The organism is Nocardia wallacei (assembly GCF_029869545.1).
Classification (GTDB): domain Bacteria; phylum Actinomycetota; class Actinomycetes; order Mycobacteriales; family Mycobacteriaceae; genus Nocardia; species Nocardia wallacei_A.
Genome location: NZ_JARWQD010000310.1, coordinates 1 through 19648 on the forward strand (window position 1 = coordinate 1; position 19648 = coordinate 19648).

The following is a 19648-nucleotide window of genomic DNA, read 5'->3' on the forward strand; positions in this document are numbered from 1 at the left end:
GGGCGGGGGGCCCGGGCCCGCGGGGTGCCCCCCCGCGGCGGCCCCGCCGGGCTGCGCCAAATACCGCCCCACGCGCCGGGGGGGCGCCTGCCCCCCGCGGGGCAACCGGCCCCGGGCCGGGGCGGGGCCCCCCCCCTCCACATCCCCATTCTCGCGCCCCCCCTGGGGGCTGGGGGCCCGGGGGGGGGGTCTCCCCCCCCCCCCCCCCGGGGCACGTCTCGAGCTCCCTCACGCCGATCCAGGGAGCCGGGTAGGCCGCACACCGTGCGCGCGGCGACGCCGTCGGCTGCGCAACACGGATCCTCATCCCGTCCTCCTGTCGCAGAACAGCATTCGGCTGCCCATGCTGCACGCCCGCACCAGGCGTTTCCGGCTGATGACAGTGTTCCAAACTCTGCGCGCAGATGCAACGGCAGGTGCACCAGCATCTGCGAATAGACGTGCAACTGCACGTGCGTCTGCATGTACAGTGGGACTGCGAGTCTCGTTGATCGAAGGAACTGAGAGAGTGTCATGTCCAATCCCAGCGCCGAGCCCCCGTTAGAGCCGACCGAAATCGCTTGGCGGAAAAGCTCGTACAGCGGTCCACACGGCAACTGCGTTGAACTGGCCCGGTTTTCCGGCGACCGCATCGGAGTGCGCAACTCCCGAGACCCCGGGGGTTCCGTGCTCACCTGCACGCCCGCGGAGTTCGCCGCCTTGGTGCGTGACATCAAGGACGGCCGCTTCGACAGCCTCATGCTGTAAAGTAATGCGGCGGTGCATCCGCGAGAAGCTACAGCTTCTTACTACACGGGAGTCGACTCGATGACAGCCAGGGCCGATCACGACGACAGCGCGGCGGCCCAAGCCTCGATCGACCGCGGCCCGACCGTGCTGCGGATCGCACTCGGCGGCCAGCTCCGCAAGCTGCGCGAGGAGCGCGAGATCAGCCGCCAGGCCGCGGGCGAGGCTTTGCGCGCGTCCGAAACCAAGATCACCCGACTCGAGTTGGGGCAGACCGGTTTCAAAGAACGCGACATGAGCGACCTGCTCACGCTGTACGGGGTGAACGACGCCGACGAGCGCGAGGGTTTCCTGGCGCTGGCCCGTCAGGCCAACCGGCCGGGCTGGTGGCACCGCTACAGCGACCTGCTGCCCTCCTGGTTCGAGACCTACGTCGGTCTCGAGCAGGCCGCGCTCGGCATCCGCATCTACGAAACCCACTACATCCCGGGCCTTTTCCAGACCGCCGACTACGCCCGGTACATCTTCGGCCTCGACTCCCGCAACGACGCCCAGCGCCTGGTCGATATGCGAATGCGGCGCCAGGGCATACTCACCCGCACACCGGCCCCGCCCACCGTGTGGGCGGTCATCGACGAGCACGTGCTGCGCCGACAGCCACCCGACCCCCGGGTGGCCCGCGACCAACTCCGGCATCTGCTCGACCTGGCCGAGCGGCCCAACATCATCATGCAGGTGCTCCCGGAATCCGCCGGGCCCACCCCGGCCGAGGGCGGCTCCTTCAGCATGCTGCGCTTCCCCGAGGAAGAACTGCCCGACGTCGTCTACCTCGAACAACTCACGGGCGCACTGTATCTCGACAAGCATGCCGATCTGCAGCGCTATCGGAAGCTGATGGACGTCCTCTGCGCGGGCTACGCCCGACCTCCCGAGCACACCCCCACGATCCTCCGCAAACTCCTAGACTCACTCACCTGACGCATGCCGAATCCTGTGAAGTCATGGAGTTCGGACCGGTTGAATGAAGGGGCTGGATACTGTGGGCATTGCTGACGTCCCGCGCGGGCCCGGCCGTCTGCCCATTGTCGGACACGCCGTGAGTATGTGGCGTGATCCGGTTCGGTTCATGGTGGATCTGTCCGGCGCCGGGAAGATAGCCCGTGTCGACATCGGCAGTCTCGCCGTCTATGTCATCACCGATTTCGAACTGCTCCACCGGGTGTTGGTCGAGGACTCCGACGCCTACGAGCGAGGGCTCCTGTTCGAACGCATCCGGCTCATATTCGGGGAATCGCTGATCGTCGCGGATGGCCAGCAGCACAGGGATCTTCGCCGTCTGCTGCAACCGGCCTTCCATCGGCCGGAGTTGGAGAGCTACGCGCAGGTCATACACCGCAATGCGGAGGCGTTGGCGAGTTCGTGGCGGCCGGGCGAGATCGTCGAGGTCCGTTCCGAACTGCTGGGATTCGTGATCGCCACTCTGCTCGGGTCCCTGTTCTCCCACGAGCCCGAAACCGAAGAGCTGCAACTCATCTCGGGGCTGATCGACGATATCGGCGGGGGCGCCATCGTGGGCAGTGTGCTGCCGAAGCGGCTGGCGAACCTGCCCCTGCCGGTGAATCGCAAATTCCTGTCGGCGGGAACGCGACTGCGCGACTACTGCCGCGACCTGCTCGTCGCACGCCGGGCCAGCGGTGAGCGCCGCAACGACCTGATCGACAACCTGCTGAATTCGCCGGACGCGGCAGACCGTAGCGACACGTTCCTGGCAGAGCAGGCCGTGACAGTACTCTTCGGCGGGATCGACACCGTGACCGCCACGCTGACCTGGGCCCTGTACGAGTTGTCGCAGCGTCCGGAGGTGGCTTCGAAACTGCAGCGGGAGATCTCCGCCGCGGGAGAATTCAGCCCCGCAAGCCTCGACCGGCTCGACTACCTGAACCGGTTCCTGAACGAGGTCACGCGGCTCCATTCGCCACTACTGCAGACCAGGCGCACCGTCACCGCGGTCGAACTCGACGGTTACACATTTCCCGCGGGCACCGATATCGGCTACAGCCTTGCCGCCATCCACCGGAACCCGCGCATTTTCGCCGACCCGGACACCTTCGACCCCGATCGTTGGTCGACCTCGGGCTCCGGATCGAAATGCCGGAGCTTCGTACCGTTCAGCATGGGCAAGCAGATGTGTCTCGGCAACAATTACGCCTGGATGGCATTGCAGACGGCGCTCCCCGTGCTGCTGTCGAGGTGGGAGTTCCGGCCGGTGGCAACCAAGAAGCTCCCGCGCGCGATGGGTCCGATCCCAGGGCTCGCAAAGCTCCCGCTCGAGGTTCGTCCGGTCGCCGGATAGGCTCAGGCCGCGCCCGATTTGGCGAGCGCCGCTCTGCGATATCCGGATATCCGGCGAATCAGGGCGGGGAGGACGGCCGTGATGACGAACAGCGCCACGGCGACGAGGACGAAGTAGACCAGAGATCCGTTGCGGCCGAAGCGAGGAAGGAAGGCGACCTCCTGGCCGGTCGCGGCGACCGCGTTGAGGAACGGGGCGTAGGACTGCAGCGTGTACCCCTTGGGCAGCAGATTCATGGAGTTCTCTGCCACATGGACCCAGAACAGCAGGACGGCGACGGCGGCGGACGGACTGCGAATCAGCGACCCGACCGCGACACCCACGCCGCACGCCGCGAACGCGTAACACGGAACGGTCCAGAGGAACCGGACACCGGCGGAGTCCGTAATGTCCACGGCCCCATAGATCTGGGGGAACTGATGTGGCAGCGTGACCAAGACGACGATGAGCAGGACGACCGTCGATATCGCCGTGACGAGGCCGTAGTAGATCCACCGCGCCAGCGCCACCGTCCAGGCGCGGGGAAACAGGAAGGCATTGAGATCGCTTGTCTGACCGCGCCATTGGGTCGCGTGGGCGTACGCGGTGGTGACCATCATGACCGACACGGACAGGGTGATCACCCAGTACACGGAGTTGGTGGTGGAGACCGTGGCCACGTAACTCTGACCCGGGAGGTCCGCGAGTCGTTCTGCGACAGCGGCGATTCCGAAGGTGACGATCAGCGGCAGCGCGAAGGTGAGAGGGACCGCGACGGTCCACAGGAAGCTGCGCCCGGTGGTGCGCGTCCATTCGGCGGCGATGCCACGGCGGATCAGGGTGGCCGGACCGGGACGGCTCATGAGGCCACGCCGGTCGTGAGAGGCGCTGGCGGGCCCGCGATTCGCAGATAGGCATCCTCGAGGCGGGTCTCGCCGGGGCCCAGGGTTTCCATGATGTGGGCGAACGGCCGGTCGGCCAGGATGCGCCGGTCGCCGAGGATGACGATGTGGTCGGCGTTGCGTTCGACCTCATCGAGCAGGTGCGTGGCCACCAGGACGCAGGTCCCGGCATCGGCGAGCTGGCGAAGTAGGTCGCGTATCCAGCGAATGCCCGCGATGTCGAGGCCGTTGAGGGGCTCGTCGAGCAGCAGGGTCCGCGGCTCGGAGAGCAATGCGGCGGCGATGCCGACGCGTTGGAGCATGCCGAGCGAATAGTGTCCCAGCCGGCGATCGGCGACCCGGGCGAGGTCGACCATCTCGAGAACATCGCCGACCCGGCCGGTGGGGAGCCCACGGGCGCGGGCGATCCAGCGTAGGTGCCGGCGTGCGGTGTGGCGCGGATCGAAGGCGCGGTAGTTGAGGTGCATTCCGAGCGTTGCCGGTGTGGCGTGATGAGCGCGGACCGGGGTGCCGTCGACCCGGACGGTGCCGACGGCAGGCGCGATGACGCCGCAGATACACCGCAGCAGCGTCGTTTTACCGGTGCCATTGAGGCCGATGAGGTAGGTGAGTGCCCCATCGGCCACGGTCAGTTCGGGGACCTCGAGGACGGTCACGCCCGGGTAGCTCAGGGTGAGGTCACGGATTTCGATCACAGTTTCGGCAGTCGATCAGAAATCGCAGCCCATCGCCAACCCCACGGCCTTGACGCCCTCGCAGACGGAGCTGTTGGACAGCTTCCAGACACCGTCGATGCGCTTCCAGACCACGCGCGCAACCAGATCCGGTTGCCCGGCCGTCTTGCTGCGCAGCATGGCGGTATGCACGTTGCCGTCGTGGGTTTCGGGGCCGGTGATCTCGTTCGACCCACGCGGAGCCCGGTACAGGCCGGTGTTGTAGAGGGTGCGTGCCACGATGACCGCCCTCATACCGCCCTCCATATTGGCCGCCTTGGCCTCGTCGGAGGCGGGCGTTTCGATCAGGAACGCGACCTGGGCGTCGAGATCCTCGACGGTGGGGACATCCTTGGTGATGAGGAATTCGCCGGGGGCGGCGGAGGCGACAGGGGCATTGACAACCGAGGCGCCGGTCGTCACCGCGGCGACCGTTGCCATCGTGGATACGACACCAGCGACAAACCTGAGGGTCTTCATTTCGTCATCCTCTGATCGACTGGGACAGCACCTGATGCACGCTCGAATGTGCAGGCGGGCAACAAATTGGCGCGTTCGAGACTACTCCTGTCCTCCCGAATTCTCAGGGTTTGCGGCCGATGCCACCGAGCATGACCATCCGGGTGTCCGGCAGGTCGGGGCGCAGCCACTGCTGCACCGGCACCACGCCGGGTTCGAGCAGCTCGAAACCGGCAAGGTACGCCTCGGTCTGCGGTGCGGACCGGAAACAGACCTGAGCCGACGTACCTTTGGTAGCGGTGAGCACCTGGAGTATCTCCGGGTCGGAATCGCTGGAGCCGTGCGTGATGGTCATGTAGCTGCCCGGCGCCATCTCGTCGCGGAAGGCGGCGATGATCTCGGCGGGGCTTTCCTCGTCCATCACGTAGTGCAGCACGCTGACGAGCGTGATGGCTACCGGCTCGTTGAAGTCGATCAGCGTGTGGTTCTTCAGCTGATCGATGATGTCGTGGGGACGGCGAACGTCGCCCAGCAGGGCTGCGATACCGGGTGATCCGGCCAGCAGCGCGTTGCAATGGGCGTAGACGACCTGGTCGTAGTCGACATACACCACCCGCGCCGACGGCTCGATCTCCCGGGCGATCTCGTGCACGTTGGGCGAGGTCGGGATGCCCGAACCGAGATCGATGAACTGACGGATCCCGGCATCGGCGGCCATCTCGACCGCTTTGCGCATGAAGCTGCGGGTGAACCAGGCCAGCGTCTTGATTTCGGGTGCGCTGGACAGCATTTGACGCGCCATGTCTCGGTCGACGTCGTAATTGTCCTTTCCGCCCAGCAGGTAGTCGTACACCCGGGCGGAACTCAGCTCATCGGTGTCGAACGGGTGCGGCGTCCGGTCGCTCTCCGGCGCGGGCCCTTCATTACCTTCGACCACGCGTGTAACCGTAGCCGATCGCGGCCTCGGTTGTGCGCTCTCGGGCGATCTGTCGCCACGCGGATGTGGTGGAGTACGCGCTACCCGCACCAACCCCGCTCCGGCACAACATGATCCAGCCTGTTCCTGCCCGCTTCACAGATCGGTCTCGGCCAGGGCCACCGCGTGCGCCACCGCGGAACGCGCCCGGTCGACGGTCTCGTATCGGCCCAGGCCACACGGGGCCGCGACATCCACCGGGCCGCCGTAGGCCGACTCCGCCGCCGCCAACCCCCGGCGTGCCTGCTCGAGTGGCTGCGCCGGAAGGGCGAGTCCGGCGATAAGACGTGTCGTGGCAGGCAATTCCAGGCGAGCCAAGGGCGCGTAGTACCGCGGCCGCACCGGCGCCTGCTTGCCGTCGCCGATGGGCAGGTGGACGAAATCGAGATGTCTGCCCGCAGGCCAGTATCGCGCTATCGCGTTGGCCAGCGTGACGACCGCGGCCGTCGATCTCGGCGCCACGACCGGCTTGTCGTCGAGGCTCCCGTAGCACAGGTGCACTCCGAAACGGGCGTCATGGGGCGCCCGTGCGACGAGGCGTGCGACCGCCCGACCGGCCGCGGTGGCCGCGCCCTGCCGCAGGGCGCCGGGCAGCCGCGCGCAGAGGAGCGTCTCCGCGGCCAGTTCGAGTTGGAATACGACGTTGTCCCGCAACGTCTCATGGATTCGGACGATCTCCCGGACGGTGGCGTCGACGATCGGGCGGTAATAGGGGAAGGCTCGGTCACCACGGCCGACAGAGCGGCGGCGCAACATGAGCATGCGGGCCTCGAAGGCGATGAAACCGATGACGAACGGCGTCGGTATGCCGACCTGCAGGCGCAGTCCGGGATCGGTGCGGCGCAGGTCGGCCAGCGCCTCGAGCGCACGCCCGGTCTCCGCCGCATAACCGAGCGCGGCGTCGATATCGCCCTCGCCCAGCGATCGGCCCGCCCGGAGCCGAAAGGTGTTGCGGGAGCGCAGCGTCGACCAATCACCGCGGCGCACGGGTTCCAGCGCCGGGATCTCGTCGAGCCGATCGATGATGGGTCTGATGTACCACTGGGCGCGATAGGGATCGGCCTCACCACCGGGAACCACACCGTCGAGGTATTCACCGGCGGTGTCGACGGCGAATGCCATTGCCTTCTCCGGGCTGTCCAGCTGCGCGGGCAGGCTGCCCACGAAGTGAACCCTACGCTTCGGCTGCACGGCGACAGTGTCGCACAAGGCCGTCCGCGGATGCCGGGAGGCGGCAAGATCTCCGGAGTGACCCGGCGACGCTCACAGCGGGACGTCACCCCACACGTCGATCAGCTGATCGCGGGAGTCGGCGTCCATCTCGATGAGGACCACGTAGCGTCCGAACTTCGGTTCCAGGCTGAAGCCGCCCCAGAAGTATTTGGGACCGGGGCTGGCGAAATCGCTGTCGGGGCTGCACCGGTAGGGCAGGAACGAGGTGAATCCGCGACGGGTGATCTTGCCCTCGTTCCAGTTCACGCCGGGCGGGCGCGAACCGAGGTAGTCGACGGCCGCGGCGGCGTCGCCGAGGTCGTAGATCGAGAGCGTGAAATCGGCTGCGGTGCAAGTGATGCCGCTCTTCTCGGGTCCCTGGCCGGTCGGGATGCCCGCGCAGCCCGCGCCGCGCCAATCGGTGCGGCTCGCCGGATCGACGAACACCTTGGGAAAGGCCTGGATGATCACCTGTTCGCTGTCGCTCCAGCCTCCCGGATGCTGCTTGGCAACGGTTCCCGGAGCGGTCTGACCGCCGGTCCCCGGGCCGCCGGCGGTCGAGTTCGTCTCCGAGCCGCGCATCGCGAGCGCCACACCGGCTCCGGCTATCAGGACGGCCGCGATCGCGGCCGCCGCGAAAGCCCCGCGCCTACCTCGCCGTACCGGTCGCATCGGGGTGAGCCGGGGTGACATCCCGGGTCCCGCCGGGTAGGCCGGTCCCGGCATCCGGTTCGGATACGCGGGCACCGAACCATCCGGATACACAACGGTTTCCGACGACGGCGGCGGTGCGGCGGGCCGCCCGGACAGCGCGGCCCACACCGCCGCCGCGAATTCGCCGCAGCTGCCGAAGCGCTGCTCGCGATCCTTGGCCATGCCGCGCGCGAGCACCGCGTCCAGGCCGACGGGCAGATCCGGACGCAGCGGGCTCAGCGGTGGCACCGGCGCGGAGAGATGTTGCGCCACAACCTGTCCCGGATTGTCGGCGGGGAACGGTGGCCGACCGGCCAGCAGCGAGAACAGGGTGCACGCCAGCGAATACTGATCCGCCCGATGGTCCAGCGTCTCACCGGAGAGCTGTTCGGGTGCGGCGAATGCCAGTGTCGCGGTGAACATTCCGGTAGCGGTGATCTTGGTGGCCGCATCGATGCGGGCGATGCCGAAATCGGTGAGGACGGCGCGTTCCGCGCGACCGGCGTCGGCGGCGGCCAGCAGGATGTTGGCCGGTTTGATGTCGCGGTGCAGCACACCGTGCGCGTGGGCGTAATCCAGCGCGGATGCGGTGTCGGCGATGATCCGCGCCGCCCGGTCCCCGCGCAGCTGCCGGGAATCGAGCCGCCCGGTGTCGCCGCCCTGGATGTACTGCATGGCGACCCACAGGCAGCCGTCGTGCGTGCCGCGGTCGTAGATGCCGACGATATTCGGATGTTCCAGTCGCGCAACGACACCCGCCTCCCGCTCGAACCGCTTGCGCAACTCCGCATCGTCGGACACCGCGCGGTTCAACACCTTCAGCGCGACCGACCGCGGCAGCCGTGGATGCCGGGCCAGGTAGACCGTCCCCATGCCGCCCTGCCCGAGGACGCCGTCGATGACATAGTCCGCGAACATCGTGCCGATTTCGGGATGAACCACGACCTACCTCGTACTGCAGCGGAAATGAACCACGACAGCATAGCGAGAATGCCGAAACCCACCTGCCACCTCAGCCTGACGATCCGACGTCGTCGACGACCCAGCCACACACGCGACCAGGCGCATTGGGCACAGCACCACCCCGTCGAGAGGCATAGAATTCCGACCAACCACTGGTCAGACTTGGTTTTACGTGGAGCCGGTGACGGGAATCGAACCCGCACTCTCAGCTTGGGAAGCTGATGTTCTACCACTAAACTACACCGGCTGATGCGCTAGGCGCCTGCGATACCCTAGCAGACCAGGGGTGATGGTACACAAGTCCGCTGGTTCCGGGGGTGGGGCAAGGCCCTGGAGGGGCCAGGTCCATATCTACTCCATGTTTACAGCTGACGGCTCGGGAACGCCGCGACCACGCGGGGTCCCTCCAGCATGGATCGAGGGCCTGGACTGGCTCACCGAGATCGACACCAGCAGTGGTGGCAGAACCATATCGACACCCTCAAAACCCAGGCGGCCGGATACGACGCAGTGGCCGGGCAACTCGGCGCCAAGGACGGGGTCCCACGCTTGCTGTCGACCCTCGACACCGAGGGGCACGCCGCGATCGCGCTCCGCAACCCGGATACCGTCCAGAACGTCGTCACATACGTCCCCGGGACCGGGGCGAAAATCAGCGAGATCGACGCCGGGACGAGCCGCGCCGAAGCGATGCGCCGTTCCGCCGAGCTGGCGGACCCGTCGAAGGCGACATCCGTCGTCACCTGGTACGGCTACGACGCACCGCAGTCGGTCACCGGGAGGCCCCGAAAGCGGTGTACGCGGACAACGCCGCCGGACCCCTCGACAGCTTCCAGGATGGCTTGCGCGTGACCCACGAAGGTCCCCGCGCCACCGACACGGTCGTCGGGCACAGCTACGGCACCACGGTCATCGGCCATGCCGCGAGCAACGGCCACACCCTCGACGCCGACAACGTCATTCTGGTGGGTAGCCCCGGGATCGGCGTCGACAGCCCCGAGAAGCTGAGCTTCACCGGCATCCAACCCGACGACAACCGCAACCACATCTATTCGACCACTGCTCAGTACGACCCGATCCGGCTGACCCCCAACATCATTCACGGCCCGCAACCGGTGTCCAACGACTTCGGCACCACCTTCCACTCCGATGGCGCGAGAGGACCGTGGTACCAGTTGGGGTGGACTTCCGATGCCCACGGGGGTTACTGGGACAAGGGCAATCCGGGGCTTGCCACGATGGGCAACATCATCAACGGTGAAGGGACCGGTAAATGAGCCGAAAACCCTGGCTTGCGTCGCCCATCGCAGCACTTGTAGCCGTAGCCCTGGCTGCCTGTGGCAGCAGCGATCAACCCGCAAAGGAATCCACCATGACTTCCAGTGCTCGAGTCGATCCGACATTCTCCGAAGCCAAGGGACGTGAACGGATACTCCAGTACCTGACCGACACACTCCGGGAACTGCCTGCCCAGGTGTCGCTGTCTTGGCAGCACCCGCGGTACTCGCACGCGATCTTCGGCGACGCCCACACCGTCCCGTGCATCGACGACGACACCGTTCCGAACCCTCCGCTCAATGTCGGTGCCGACTACTGGGTCGTCGGTGTCCCGGACGGGCAGACCAGGCAGTACTTCCAGACGGTCCTCGATGTCTGGAAGAAGTTCGGATGGCAGACCGTCATCGATGACACCGCCGCCCCGCAGACCTACGGGCGGGCGCGCACGCACGACGATTTCGCGATCAACGTTGTGGACAACGGCAAGGGCGATCTGGCGATCACCATCTCCTCGCCATGCTTCCCCCACGAGAACACCGGCGGTCAGCCGCTGCCGAAGTCGATCCAACACCCGTAGGCGGCAGGAATCCAATGTTCCCCCGGCACAACGATTCCGAAGAACTAGGCATGAAAGTGCAACGCGCTCAGCATGCCTTGGAACAGACCCGCGGCATCGGCACCGTCCGAGGCATCCGGGTAACCGTCGACGCCGACAATCGTTTGCTGTCGGTCACCGTCGACGAAGAAGGCACCATCCTCGAGGCATACCAGGCGGCTCTGGCCGACAAGCAGCCGAAGGTGGACGACGCCCTGCGGGAACTGCGCGCAGACCCTCGATTCGAGGCTGTGTCGACCTTCGCGGAGGCCAACTCGGCACGGGAGGAAGCCGAACGGGTCGAGCGGCAACGCGACTTCGAGGAAGAGGACGACGAGTACTACGCCGAACGCAATCGGCGGGGTTGGCTCGAAGGCTGACCAGGCCGGGTCCCGGATGGGCTAAGAGGCCGATCGATTGATCGGCCCGCCGCGCGGAGGGTTCGGATTTACTCCCGATTCAGCTGCGTGCGACTGAAGCTATTGCCGCGCAGTCGCATTCACGATCCGATGACTTAAAACTATCTGGGCTGGTAGTGAAAGGTGTGGTGGCCTGCGGTTGGGGGTGGGGGCGGTAGGTTGGGGGTATGACCTTGTTCGACCCGCGTTCGTTGTTGGTGGAGAGTCGGATCGGTGTGCTTGCCACTATCAAGGCGAATGGGATGCCGCAGCTTTCGCCTGTTACGCCGTTCTATGAGCGGGAATCCGATGTCATCTATGTGTCGATGACCGAGGGGCGGGCCAAGACCGTGAATTTGCGGCGGGATCCGCGGGCGGCGCTGGAGGTGACGGCGGCCGACGGCTGGTCCTGGGCTACCGCCGAGGGCACGGTGACGCTGACCGGTCCGGGTACCGACCCGCACGGGGCCGAGGTCGAGGCGCTGGTGGACTACTATCGCGCCGCCGCCGGGGAGCACCCGGATTGGGACGAGTACAGGGCGGTGATGGTCTCCGACCGCAGGGTGCTGATGACGATGACCATCGACCGCGTGTACGGCGAGAAGATCCGCTGACCTCGCCAATGATGTGGAACGTTATGGCGCTCAGAAGATTTCGATCGACAATGCCGAGCCGTCCCGCACCTCCAGGATGTCGTGCAGCACGGTGACGACCACATGCACCACGTGGTCGCGGTCCAGGCCCGCGTCGTCGGCGCGGAGAACGTAGGGGCGCAGTTCGTAAGGGGTGTGGCCGTTTTCGTCCTGGCGGGCCTTGGTGAAGCCGAGACCGGCGAGGGCGGCGAGATGACGCTCGTCGAAGTCCGGGATATCGGGCTCGGGGTGCCGGCGTAGTCGCTGCCACAGCGTCCGGTGGCGGTGCCGGGCGGGATCGACGACCTCGATGTGGAACACGCCATCGGCGGACGCGAGCCACTGGACGACGCCCGATCCGGTATCGAGCACGGCCGTGCCCTCTCCCCTGGCGACCGAGCGATCCACCGCGTCGCGCACGCGTTCGGTCAAGGATTGCATTCCTTCATCATCCGACCGAAGCAACACCCTGACCAGCCGATACATACTGGGGCATCGAACCGGCACCGGTTGCCGAAACCGGCATTAGGCTGGCGACCGTGTTGTCAGGGCGTCACGGCGAGCGGGACGAGATCGACAGGCTGCTGGCCGCGGCGGCGGCCGGGAACAGCCGCTCGCTGGTGCTGCGGGGCGAGGCGGGGATCGGGAAGTCCGCGCTGGTGGAGTACGCCGCCGGCGCCGCGGCGGGCATGCGGGTGGTGCGCGGGGTAGGCGTGGAATCCGAGGCCGAGCTGGCCTTCGGCGCCCTGCACCTGCTGCTGTATCCGTATCTGGACCGCCTGGACAGCTTGCCGGGGCCGCAGGCGGCGGCGCTGCGGGCGGCGTTCGGGCAGATCGAGGCGCCCGAGGCGAACCGGTTTCTGGTCGGCGCGGCCACGCTCACGCTGCTCGCCGAACTGGCGGCCGAGACGCCGACGCTGGTCCTGGTCGACGATGCGCAGTGGCTCGACCGCAGTTCCTCCGACGCGTTGCTGTTCGCGACGCGGCGCTTCCACGCCGACGCCGTCGCCGTGGTCCTGGCCGTGCGGGAGACGGCGATACCGTTCGCGACCCCCGGTCTCGACACGATGCGGCTGACCGGATTACCGAGGGATATCGCCGCCGAGGTACTCGACGAGCACGCCCCCGGCCTCACCGTACCCGGGCGCGAGCGGGTGCTGGCCGAATCCGCCGGAAATCCGCTGGCGCTCATCGAACTGGGCAGTGCGCGGCGAGCGGCCGAACGCGCCGGGCACACCGACCCCGTGTACGAGGTCGGCCCGCTGCCCGTGGCGCGGCGGGTGCAGGACGGCTTCCGGGCCCAGATCGCCGAATTGCCCACGGCCACACGCACACTGCTGCTCGTCGCGGCCGCCGACAACGGGGCCGCCGTCGATACGATGCTGCGGGTCGGCGCCGAGTTCGGGCTCACCGCAGCCGATCTCGAACCCGCCGAACGCGCCGACCTCCTCACGATGTCCACCGACCGTCTGACGTTCCGGCACCCACTGATCCGCGCGGCCGCCTACCAGCAGGCGACACATCGTGAGCGAATCGCCGTGCACGCCACCTTCGCCCGGGTGCTGACGGCGGACGCGGACCGGCGCGCCTGGCATCTCGCCGCCGCCACGACCGGCCCCGATGACGCGGTGGCCGAGGAGCTGGAGAACACCGCGCGGCGCGCGCAGCATCGCGGCGGGGCGATGGCGGTGTCGGCGGCCTACGACCGCGCCGGGCGGCTGAGCGTCGACCCGGAGCAGCGGGCTCGCCGCCTGCTCATGGCCGCGCGCGCCGCCTACGACGCGGGACGGTCCGACCGCGCGACCCGCCTCGCCGGGGAGGCCGCGGCGCTCACCGGCGACAGCGGAATCGTCGCCGACGCAACACATATCAGGGCCCAGGTCGAATACGAGCGCGGCTCGCCCGCCGCCGACGCCGAACTGGCCCTGGCCGCGGCGGAGCTGGTCGTGCACGACGATCCCGAGCGCGCGGTGTCGATCCTGACCGAGGCGGCATGCTGCGGCCGCGACGCGGGGCGGCACGATCTGCTCGAGCGCGCCGCCGACCACCTGAAATCCCTTCGGCTACCGCCCGATTCGCCGCTGCGACCACACGTGGAAGCACAGATCGCCTGGACAGACTTCCTGTCCGGGCGTCCCGAAGCGGCGGTCGATGCCATGGCGGTGCAGATCCGCGAGGCGCACGGCGAGACCGTCGACAACCTGCACAAGATCGCGGCGGCGTTCAGCGGCCTGATGCTGGCCGACGACGCCGGTACGGCCGCGGTCATGGACGAGCTGCTCGATCAGGCCCGCGGCACCGGAGCCGTGCTGTGGATTCCGTACTCGCTGGAGTTCGTGGCGCTGGCGCAGCTGCTCAGCGGTCAGTTCCTGCAGGCCGAAATGTCGGTGGCGGAAGGCATTTCGCTCGGCACCGAGCTGGAGTTGCCTACCGAGGTCGCGGTGCTGCGGGCGATCGAGGTGTGGCTGGCCGGGGTTTCGGGTGACGAAGGCAGGGCGCGAGCCCTCGCCGCGGAGGTCGAGCGGCATCTGGCCGAGCGGCATCCGACCAACCATGCCCTCGCCCGCTGGGGGATCGCGATCGCCGACCTCGCCGCCGGACGGTTCGAGGCCGCGCTCGACCTTCTCGACGGGGTGTGCGCCGGGCCCGCCGCGCACGATTTCCTGATCCGGGCCGTCCCCGACCACGTGGAGGCCGCCGTCCGCGGCGGACGGCCCGAACGCGCACGCACCTATCTTCCCGCATTCGAGCATTGGGCACGTCACGTCCGAAGCCCCTTGGGAACAGCGCTGTTCCACCGCTGCCAGGCATTGCTGGCGGCCGGTAGTGCTGCGGCGGAGGAGCATTACCTCGCCGCGGTACGCCTGCACGACAAGCACGGCGGTCCCTACGACCGGGCGCGGACCCAGCTGGCGTTCGGTGAATGGCTGCGCCGCCGACGGCGCCGCTCCGACGCGCGCGGCCAATTGACCGAGGCGACAGACGCTTTCGACCGGCTCGGCGCCCGGGCATGGGCCGACCGCGCCCGCGTCGAACTGGCCGCCCTCGGCGAGCACCCGGTCGCACAGCGCAACGATCCGCTGAAACTCCTGACGCCGCAGGAGATTCAGGTGGTGCGGCTGGCGGCGGCGGGGCACAGCAACAAGGAGATCGGCGCGCGGCTGTTCCTCAGCCCGCGCACCGTGGGGCACCACCTGTACAAGGCGTATCCGAAACTCGGCGTCACGCGGCGGATCGAGCTGGCGCAGCTCGAGCTGTGACCCGCCGACCGGATGACCTATCCGGCGTCCCGCGACGCCGCGGGACGCCGGTCATGCGACCGATGCGGCCGCCGATACCGGCGCAATAGCGTCACTCCCGCAGGGCAAACCGAGAGGAGAAGGACCATGTTGCTCGAGGACAGGACCGCCGTGATCTACGGCGCCGGTGGGTCGATCGGATCCGCCATGGCCACCGGGTTCGCGGCCGAGGGGGCGAACTGTTTCCTGGTCGGGCGCACCGCCGCCACACTCGACGCGGTCGCGGACAAGATCCGCGCCGAGGGCGGGCGCGCGGAAACGGCCGTCGTCGATGTGTTCGACGCCGCGGCGGTCGCCGACCATGCCGACGCGGTGGTCGAAAAGACCGGCAGCCTCGATATTTCGGTCAACGTGATCTCCCAGACGGCGATCTTCCAACCGCTCATCGATATCTCGGTGGCCGACTTCGCCGCCGCGATGTCGCAGCTCGTGACGTCTCAGCTGATCACCACCAAGACCGCCGCGCGGCACATGATCGCGCAGAAGTCCGGTGCCATCCTGTTCTTCGGCGGGTCCGATCCGACGAACAAGATGCCCGGTCTCGGCAATGTCCAGGTCGGCTTCGACACGGTGGAGGCGCTGCGCCGCCAGTGGGCGTGCGAACTCGGCCCGCACGGCGTGCGAGTGGTGTCGCTGCTGACCGGCGGCATCCCGGAGGGCTTCCCCGACATTCCGGAAACCGAGCAGGCGCGGCAGAGCATCATCGACGCCACGCTGCTGGGCCGCGCCGCATCGCTGACCGACGTCGGTCACGTCGCGGCCTTCGTCGCCTCCGAACGCGGGCGCACGCTGACCTCCACGCAGGTCAACATCTCCTGCGGCGCGGTCGGCGACTGACCGTCGATGGCCGGAACGCGAGTTCCGGTCACCTTGCGGCGTGTTACTTGTTCGAGTAATTTCTTACTTGTGCGAGTAATCGACGAAGCGATGTCACCGGCCGCCGCGGGGCGGCGCCGGCAGATCGTGGCCGCGACGATCGAGGTCCTGGCCGAATCCGGGTACGCGCACACCTCGTTCGCGAAGATCGCGAAGCACGCCGGGCTCAGCAGCACGCGGCTGATCTCCTACCACTTCAGCGGCAAGGAGGAGCTGATGCGGGCGGTCGCGCTGGCGGCGAAGGATGCGGCCACGGAGTTCATCGAGCCGCGCATCCTCGCCGCGCGCGGTCACCGGGCGCAGCTGGCGGCCTACATCACCGCGAATATGGAGTTCATGCGGGAGCGGACCGCCGTGCTGCGCGCCCTGATCGAACTCAACAGCACCGCGCGGGCCGCCCTCGGAGAGTCGTTCCTCGCCGATGTCGGATCGCCCGTGCCCCCGCTCGAGGACGCGCTGCGGGCGGGCCGCGGCGCCGGTGCGTTCGGCGAGTTCGACCCGCACGTCATGGCCGTGGCGATACGCGCCGCCATCGATACCATCGCCATTCGCTACGCCGAGGACCCCTCGGGCGACGTGGAACACTATGCGGCCCAATTGGTGACGCTGTTCGACCGCGCGACTCGTCCCGAAAGCTCGTGAACCGCCGAGCGATTCGGCAGACCCCAGTGGATCGACGGAAGGAAACGCCATGAAATTGGAGGCCGGGCAGGTCGCGGTGGTGACCGGTGCCGCCAACGGGATCGGTCGAGCGGTGGCACAGGCGTTGTGCGCCCGCGGAATACGAGTGGTCCTCGCCGATATCGACGGCGAAGCGGTGGCGAAGGGCGCCGACGAGATCGGGTCCTCGGCGATGGCGGTACCGACCGATGTCGCCGACCCGGCGCAGGTGCAGCGGCTGGCCGACACCACCCTGGAGTCCTACGGCCGGGTCGACCTGGTGTTCAACAATGCCGGTATCGGTGTGGGCGGGCCGATCTGGCTGGTGGAACCCGAAGACTGGCAACGGGTCTGGTCGGTCAATGTGCAGGGCGTGGTCAACGGCATGCGCGCGTTCGTCCCGCATCTCGTCGCGGCGGGGCGGGGCCACATCGTCAACACGTCATCGATGGCGGGGGTGACCACGGGCCTGTTCAACGGCCCGTACACCGCGAGCAAACACGCCGTGGTGTCGCTGACGGAGGCACTGCACGGCGAGCTGGGTGTGCTGTCGCCCGGGATCGGCGTGACCGTGGTCTGTCCGGGACCGGTCGACACGCAGATGCTGCGCGGCATCACCGACGGCGACCAATCCTGGCTCGGCGACGGGGATTCGCTGCCGCCGCAGCCCAGCGAGGGGTGGTTCGGCACCCTCACGCCCGAGCAGTGGGAGCGGTTCGCCCCCGGCCTCGGCGCCGTCCGGCAATTGGCGCACGAGGCCATGCCCGCCGAGCGTGCCGCGGAGATCATCCTCGCGGCCGTCGAGGCCGATCGCCTCTACGTCACCACCCACCCGCATTGGGCGGCGCAGGCCACCGACCGCATGGACACGATCGTCGCCGACCTGCGGGCGTCGGTGTAATCGGTTGTGCCACCGGGATTGTCACGCGACTATCCGGGCGGCACTACGCGGGGCGGGGGCGATGGGCCCGGATGTCGACGGGACGGCCGTCGGGGTCGCGAGCGGTCATCGTCCACTGGGTGGGCAGCGTCTCGATCTCCCCGACCGGCCACCCGGCGCCCAGGATTCGTTCACGAACCTCGCTCAGCTGCGCGTACGTTCCCACTCGCAGCCCCCAGCCCGCGCGGCCCAACGGATCGAGATCGCCGACCGCGGCCGTGCGGGTCTCGACGATCATCAGGTGATCCGCCCCGCCGACATCGATCACGGCGATCCTCGGATCGGTGGCAGTCGCCGCGCGCTCGAAAGAGAGTGTCGCGCCGAGCAATTCGGTGTAGTACGCCACGAGCCGGTCGAGGTCGGTGGTGGACAGCGTCAGGTGATTGATACCGAGCAGATACCCGAGTGTAGTTCGCCCCCGCCTCGACCCGGGCTCAGAACTCGGCGGCGACCCGGAAGAGCACGGGTTGGCGACCGGTTCCGTGCTCATCAGCTCCACCCGCCGCACCAGTACAGCCGGAAATCACCACCACGGCATGAACGTGTCACCGCTTGCATCGATACCGGCCAAGGTATACGGCGCGACGCCGATCTTGCTGAGACCGTATCCGTCGGTATGTCGACGTTGACCGGCTCTTGCGGCCCCATACCGAGATATAGGTCGACATCCTGGAACGGCCCCGTCAATACACCTGACATGACCTTGACGGTTACGTGGCATACAGGGTTGTTGGCCCAATCCGGACCATCACCGATGAATCCGGGAGACGTGAGTGTCACGGTCGTTATGCCCGGCTTCGCACGATCGTACGAGTAGTCGGCGCTGATCGTACCTCGGCACATTGCGTGATCTCCGACGGCAACTACGTCACGACGAAAATCGAACCGCGGTAGGGGTTCAGCAGCCGCCGTGCTGGCGGCAGCTATGCCTCCGCCGACCACAGTGCCGACAATTCCTATAGCCGCGAGAGCACGACGAAACATAGTTCCCCTTCGCAGGAAGCTGAAAGGACACACATACGTCGCAAGTCCTTGACCTGCAAGCAATTTCGTGTCGCCTTAGTAGGTGCCACAATCCGGCGGCTCTCGACATCCCGTATCGAGAGTCGAAAAGGTCAGGCTGCTGCTTCGGCCTCGGCATCGGCCGCTGTGGCGCCATCCGGGCCCGGGGCCGGGGCCTCGTTGATGGGTGCGCTGTCGACGCCCGCGCCGAACGCGCCGCCGATCGCGCCGCCGACCACGCCGCCCGCGATGGCGGCCGGGATGCCAAGGGCCGCAGCGCCGATCGCGCCGCCGACGACTGCGCCGACCGCCGCGCCGGTCGCAGCTCCGGCAGGACTGGCGAGGAGGCCGAGGCCACCGACCGGCACTGCGGGCAAGCCCGCTACCAGGCCCGCGCCTGCGCCGATAAGCCCACCGGCGACTGCACCGACCGCCGCGCCCGGCACGGCACCGACCACGGCCGCCGGAATACCGGCCGCAGCCGCACCTGCTGCCGCACCCGCCATGGTCCCCGCGGCTACCTTGTCGGACCGGGTTCCGCCGATACCAACGGATTTCAGCCCGGTGGCCATATTGGCCTCGGCCTGGGCGACCGTGGTGTTCATGCCGTAGAGGATGTCGTCGGGCAGTTCGTTGGGGGCGGGGGCGGTGAAGTCACCGAAGCGGACGGTGCGCGGGGGCGGGGCGATGGGGGCGACCGGCTCCACCGGCCGGGGCGCGTGGAGGTTCTGCCAGTTGATGCCCGGGGCCGACTTGCCCGGCGCGCTGTCCTTGGGGATCGGGCGGAAGTTCGGGGGGACAACGTAATCCGCCTTCGGCGGGGCGGGACGCGCCGGGGGCGGGGTGGTGACGCCGGGCTGCACCGAGCCGGGACGCGGGGCGATGAGGTTGTCGGCGCCGCGCGGCGCCCCCCCGGGGGGGGGGGTGGTGGGGCCCGCGGGGCGCGGCGGCGGCGTGACCGGCTCCCCCCGGGGGGGGGGGGTGGGGGGATG

At 68.1% G+C, this 19648-nt stretch carries 21 protein-coding genes and 1 tRNA gene; 12 read left to right on the forward strand and 10 right to left on the reverse strand.

Going from position 1 to position 19648, the window contains the following annotated elements:
* Positions 1-513 precede the first annotated feature (513 nt).
* Genes QH290_RS27690 through QH290_RS27700 form a run of 3 tightly spaced genes read left to right on the forward strand, consistent with a single transcriptional unit; the run spans position 514 to position 3079 of the window.
* Entirely contained in the window at positions 514-747 is a 234-nt protein-coding gene (locus tag QH290_RS27690; RefSeq protein WP_280265384.1) for a DUF397 domain-containing protein, read from the forward strand.
* Between the two features lie 60 nt (positions 748-807).
* Positions 808-1704, forward strand: a complete 897-nt coding sequence (locus tag QH290_RS27695) for a helix-turn-helix domain-containing protein (protein ID WP_280386097.1) — start codon at positions 808-810, stop codon at positions 1702-1704.
* A 43-nt stretch (positions 1705-1747) separates the two neighbouring features.
* Entirely contained in the window at positions 1748-3079 is a 1332-nt protein-coding gene (locus QH290_RS27700; protein ID WP_280386099.1) for a cytochrome P450, read from the forward strand.
* A 2-nt stretch (positions 3080-3081) separates the two neighbouring features.
* Here QH290_RS27700 and QH290_RS27705 read toward each other — a convergent pair whose 3' ends face one another.
* The 7 genes from QH290_RS27705 to QH290_RS27735 form a co-directional block, all read right to left on the reverse strand.
* Positions 3082-3921 carry an ABC transporter permease gene (locus QH290_RS27705; protein WP_280265381.1) on the reverse strand — a complete coding sequence of 280 codons (840 nt, stop codon included), beginning with the start codon at positions 3919-3921 and terminating at the stop codon, positions 3082-3084.
* On the reverse strand, positions 3918-4655 hold the full coding sequence (locus QH290_RS27710) for an ABC transporter ATP-binding protein (protein ID WP_280386101.1): 738 nt from the start codon (positions 4653-4655) through the stop codon (positions 3918-3920). The genes QH290_RS27705 and QH290_RS27710 overlap by 4 nt, the downstream gene beginning before the upstream one ends.
* Before the next feature lie 15 nt (positions 4656-4670).
* Entirely contained in the window at positions 4671-5153 is a 483-nt protein-coding gene (locus QH290_RS27715) for an MTB12 C-terminal domain-containing protein (RefSeq protein WP_280386103.1), read from the reverse strand.
* Between the two features lie 103 nt (positions 5154-5256).
* Positions 5257-6069: an SAM-dependent methyltransferase gene (locus QH290_RS27720; protein ID WP_280265378.1), complete on the reverse strand. Its 813-nt coding sequence runs from the start codon at positions 6067-6069 to the stop codon at positions 5257-5259.
* 135 nt (positions 6070-6204) lie between these two features.
* Positions 6205-7272: a hypothetical protein gene (locus QH290_RS27725; RefSeq protein WP_280265377.1), complete on the reverse strand. Its 1068-nt coding sequence runs from the start codon at positions 7270-7272 to the stop codon at positions 6205-6207.
* A 99-nt stretch (positions 7273-7371) separates the two neighbouring features.
* Positions 7372-8955: a serine/threonine-protein kinase gene (locus QH290_RS27730; protein WP_280265376.1), complete on the reverse strand. Its 1584-nt coding sequence runs from the start codon at positions 8953-8955 to the stop codon at positions 7372-7374.
* A 194-nt stretch (positions 8956-9149) separates the two neighbouring features.
* A tRNA-Gly gene (locus tag QH290_RS27735) sits at positions 9150-9223 on the reverse strand.
* Between the two features lie 164 nt (positions 9224-9387).
* On the opposite strand from QH290_RS27735, the gene QH290_RS27740 reads away from it, so the two are divergent.
* The 5 genes from QH290_RS27740 (at position 9388) to QH290_RS27760 (ending at position 11861) form a co-directional block, all read left to right on the forward strand.
* Positions 9388-9828, forward strand: coding sequence for an alpha/beta hydrolase (locus QH290_RS27740; RefSeq protein WP_280386105.1), 441 nt, complete (start codon positions 9388-9390; stop codon positions 9826-9828).
* Positions 9771-10253 (forward strand): alpha/beta hydrolase, encoded by a 483-nt coding sequence (locus QH290_RS27745; RefSeq protein WP_280386107.1) that lies wholly within the window; start codon positions 9771-9773, stop codon positions 10251-10253. The genes QH290_RS27740 and QH290_RS27745 overlap by 58 nt, the downstream gene beginning before the upstream one ends.
* A 95-nt stretch (positions 10254-10348) precedes the next feature.
* Positions 10349-10831, forward strand: coding sequence for a hypothetical protein (locus QH290_RS27750; RefSeq protein ID WP_280386109.1), 483 nt, complete (start codon positions 10349-10351; stop codon positions 10829-10831).
* Between the two features lie 50 nt (positions 10832-10881).
* Complete coding sequence (locus tag QH290_RS27755; RefSeq protein ID WP_280386111.1) at positions 10882-11229, forward strand: YbaB/EbfC family nucleoid-associated protein; 348 nt, start codon at positions 10882-10884, stop codon at positions 11227-11229.
* A gap of 206 nt (positions 11230-11435) precedes the next feature.
* Positions 11436-11861, forward strand: coding sequence for a PPOX class F420-dependent oxidoreductase (locus tag QH290_RS27760; RefSeq protein WP_280261451.1), 426 nt, complete (start codon positions 11436-11438; stop codon positions 11859-11861).
* Positions 11862-11891: 30 nt separating this feature from the next.
* Here QH290_RS27760 and QH290_RS27765 read toward each other — a convergent pair whose 3' ends face one another.
* Complete coding sequence (locus tag QH290_RS27765) at positions 11892-12320, reverse strand: hypothetical protein (RefSeq protein WP_280261453.1); 429 nt, start codon at positions 12318-12320, stop codon at positions 11892-11894.
* Between the two features lie 98 nt (positions 12321-12418).
* Between QH290_RS27765 and QH290_RS27770 the strand changes: the two genes are divergently transcribed.
* From QH290_RS27770 to QH290_RS27785, 4 genes are all read left to right on the forward strand, one after another.
* A complete protein-coding gene (locus tag QH290_RS27770) occupies positions 12419-15139 on the forward strand; it encodes an ATP-binding protein (RefSeq protein WP_280386113.1) in 2721 nt (906 codons plus the stop codon).
* Between the two features lie 126 nt (positions 15140-15265).
* Complete coding sequence (locus QH290_RS27775; RefSeq protein WP_280261458.1) at positions 15266-16015, forward strand: SDR family NAD(P)-dependent oxidoreductase; 750 nt, start codon at positions 15266-15268, stop codon at positions 16013-16015.
* A gap of 69 nt (positions 16016-16084) precedes the next feature.
* Complete coding sequence (locus tag QH290_RS27780) at positions 16085-16696, forward strand: TetR/AcrR family transcriptional regulator (RefSeq protein ID WP_280386114.1); 612 nt, start codon at positions 16085-16087, stop codon at positions 16694-16696.
* A 49-nt stretch (positions 16697-16745) separates the two neighbouring features.
* Complete coding sequence (locus QH290_RS27785; protein WP_280386116.1) at positions 16746-17615, forward strand: SDR family oxidoreductase; 870 nt, start codon at positions 16746-16748, stop codon at positions 17613-17615.
* Between the two features lie 43 nt (positions 17616-17658).
* Here the strand turns inward: QH290_RS27785 and QH290_RS27790 are convergent, their stop codons facing one another.
* Entirely contained in the window at positions 17659-18144 is a 486-nt protein-coding gene (locus tag QH290_RS27790) for a VOC family protein (RefSeq protein ID WP_280386118.1), read from the reverse strand.
* 625 nt (positions 18145-18769) lie between these two features.
* On the reverse strand, positions 18770-19648 hold an 879-nt coding region (locus tag QH290_RS27795), incomplete at its 5' end, for a hypothetical protein (protein WP_280386119.1).

Bases quoted from the DNA above. Each gene is read 5' to 3' on its own strand.
- QH290_RS27690 (WP_280265384.1), top strand. From the start codon at position 514: ATGTCCAATCCCAGCGCCGAGCCCCCGTTAGAGCCGACCGAAATCGCT.
- QH290_RS27695 (WP_280386097.1), top strand. From the start codon at position 808: ATGACAGCCAGGGCCGATCACGACGACAGCGCGGCGGCCCAAGCCTCG.
- QH290_RS27700 (WP_280386099.1), top strand. From the start codon at position 1,748: ATGAAGGGGCTGGATACTGTGGGCATTGCTGACGTCCCGCGCGGGCCC.
- QH290_RS27705 (WP_280265381.1), bottom strand. From the start codon at position 3,921: ATGAGCCGTCCCGGTCCGGCCACCCTGATCCGCCGTGGCATCGCCGCC.
- QH290_RS27715 (WP_280386103.1), bottom strand. From the start codon at position 5,153: ATGAAGACCCTCAGGTTTGTCGCTGGTGTCGTATCCACGATGGCAACG.
- QH290_RS27740 (WP_280386105.1), top strand. From the start codon at position 9,388: ATGGATCGAGGGCCTGGACTGGCTCACCGAGATCGACACCAGCAGTGG.
- QH290_RS27750 (WP_280386109.1), top strand. From the start codon at position 10,349: ATGACTTCCAGTGCTCGAGTCGATCCGACATTCTCCGAAGCCAAGGGA.
- QH290_RS27755 (WP_280386111.1), top strand. From the start codon at position 10,882: ATGAAAGTGCAACGCGCTCAGCATGCCTTGGAACAGACCCGCGGCATC.
- QH290_RS27760 (WP_280261451.1), top strand. From the start codon at position 11,436: ATGACCTTGTTCGACCCGCGTTCGTTGTTGGTGGAGAGTCGGATCGGT.
- QH290_RS27765 (WP_280261453.1), bottom strand. From the start codon at position 12,320: ATGCAATCCTTGACCGAACGCGTGCGCGACGCGGTGGATCGCTCGGTC.
- QH290_RS27775 (WP_280261458.1), top strand. From the start codon at position 15,266: ATGTTGCTCGAGGACAGGACCGCCGTGATCTACGGCGCCGGTGGGTCG.
- QH290_RS27785 (WP_280386116.1), top strand. From the start codon at position 16,746: ATGAAATTGGAGGCCGGGCAGGTCGCGGTGGTGACCGGTGCCGCCAAC.
- QH290_RS27790 (WP_280386118.1), bottom strand. From the start codon at position 18,144: ATGAGCACGGAACCGGTCGCCAACCCGTGCTCTTCCGGGTCGCCGCCG.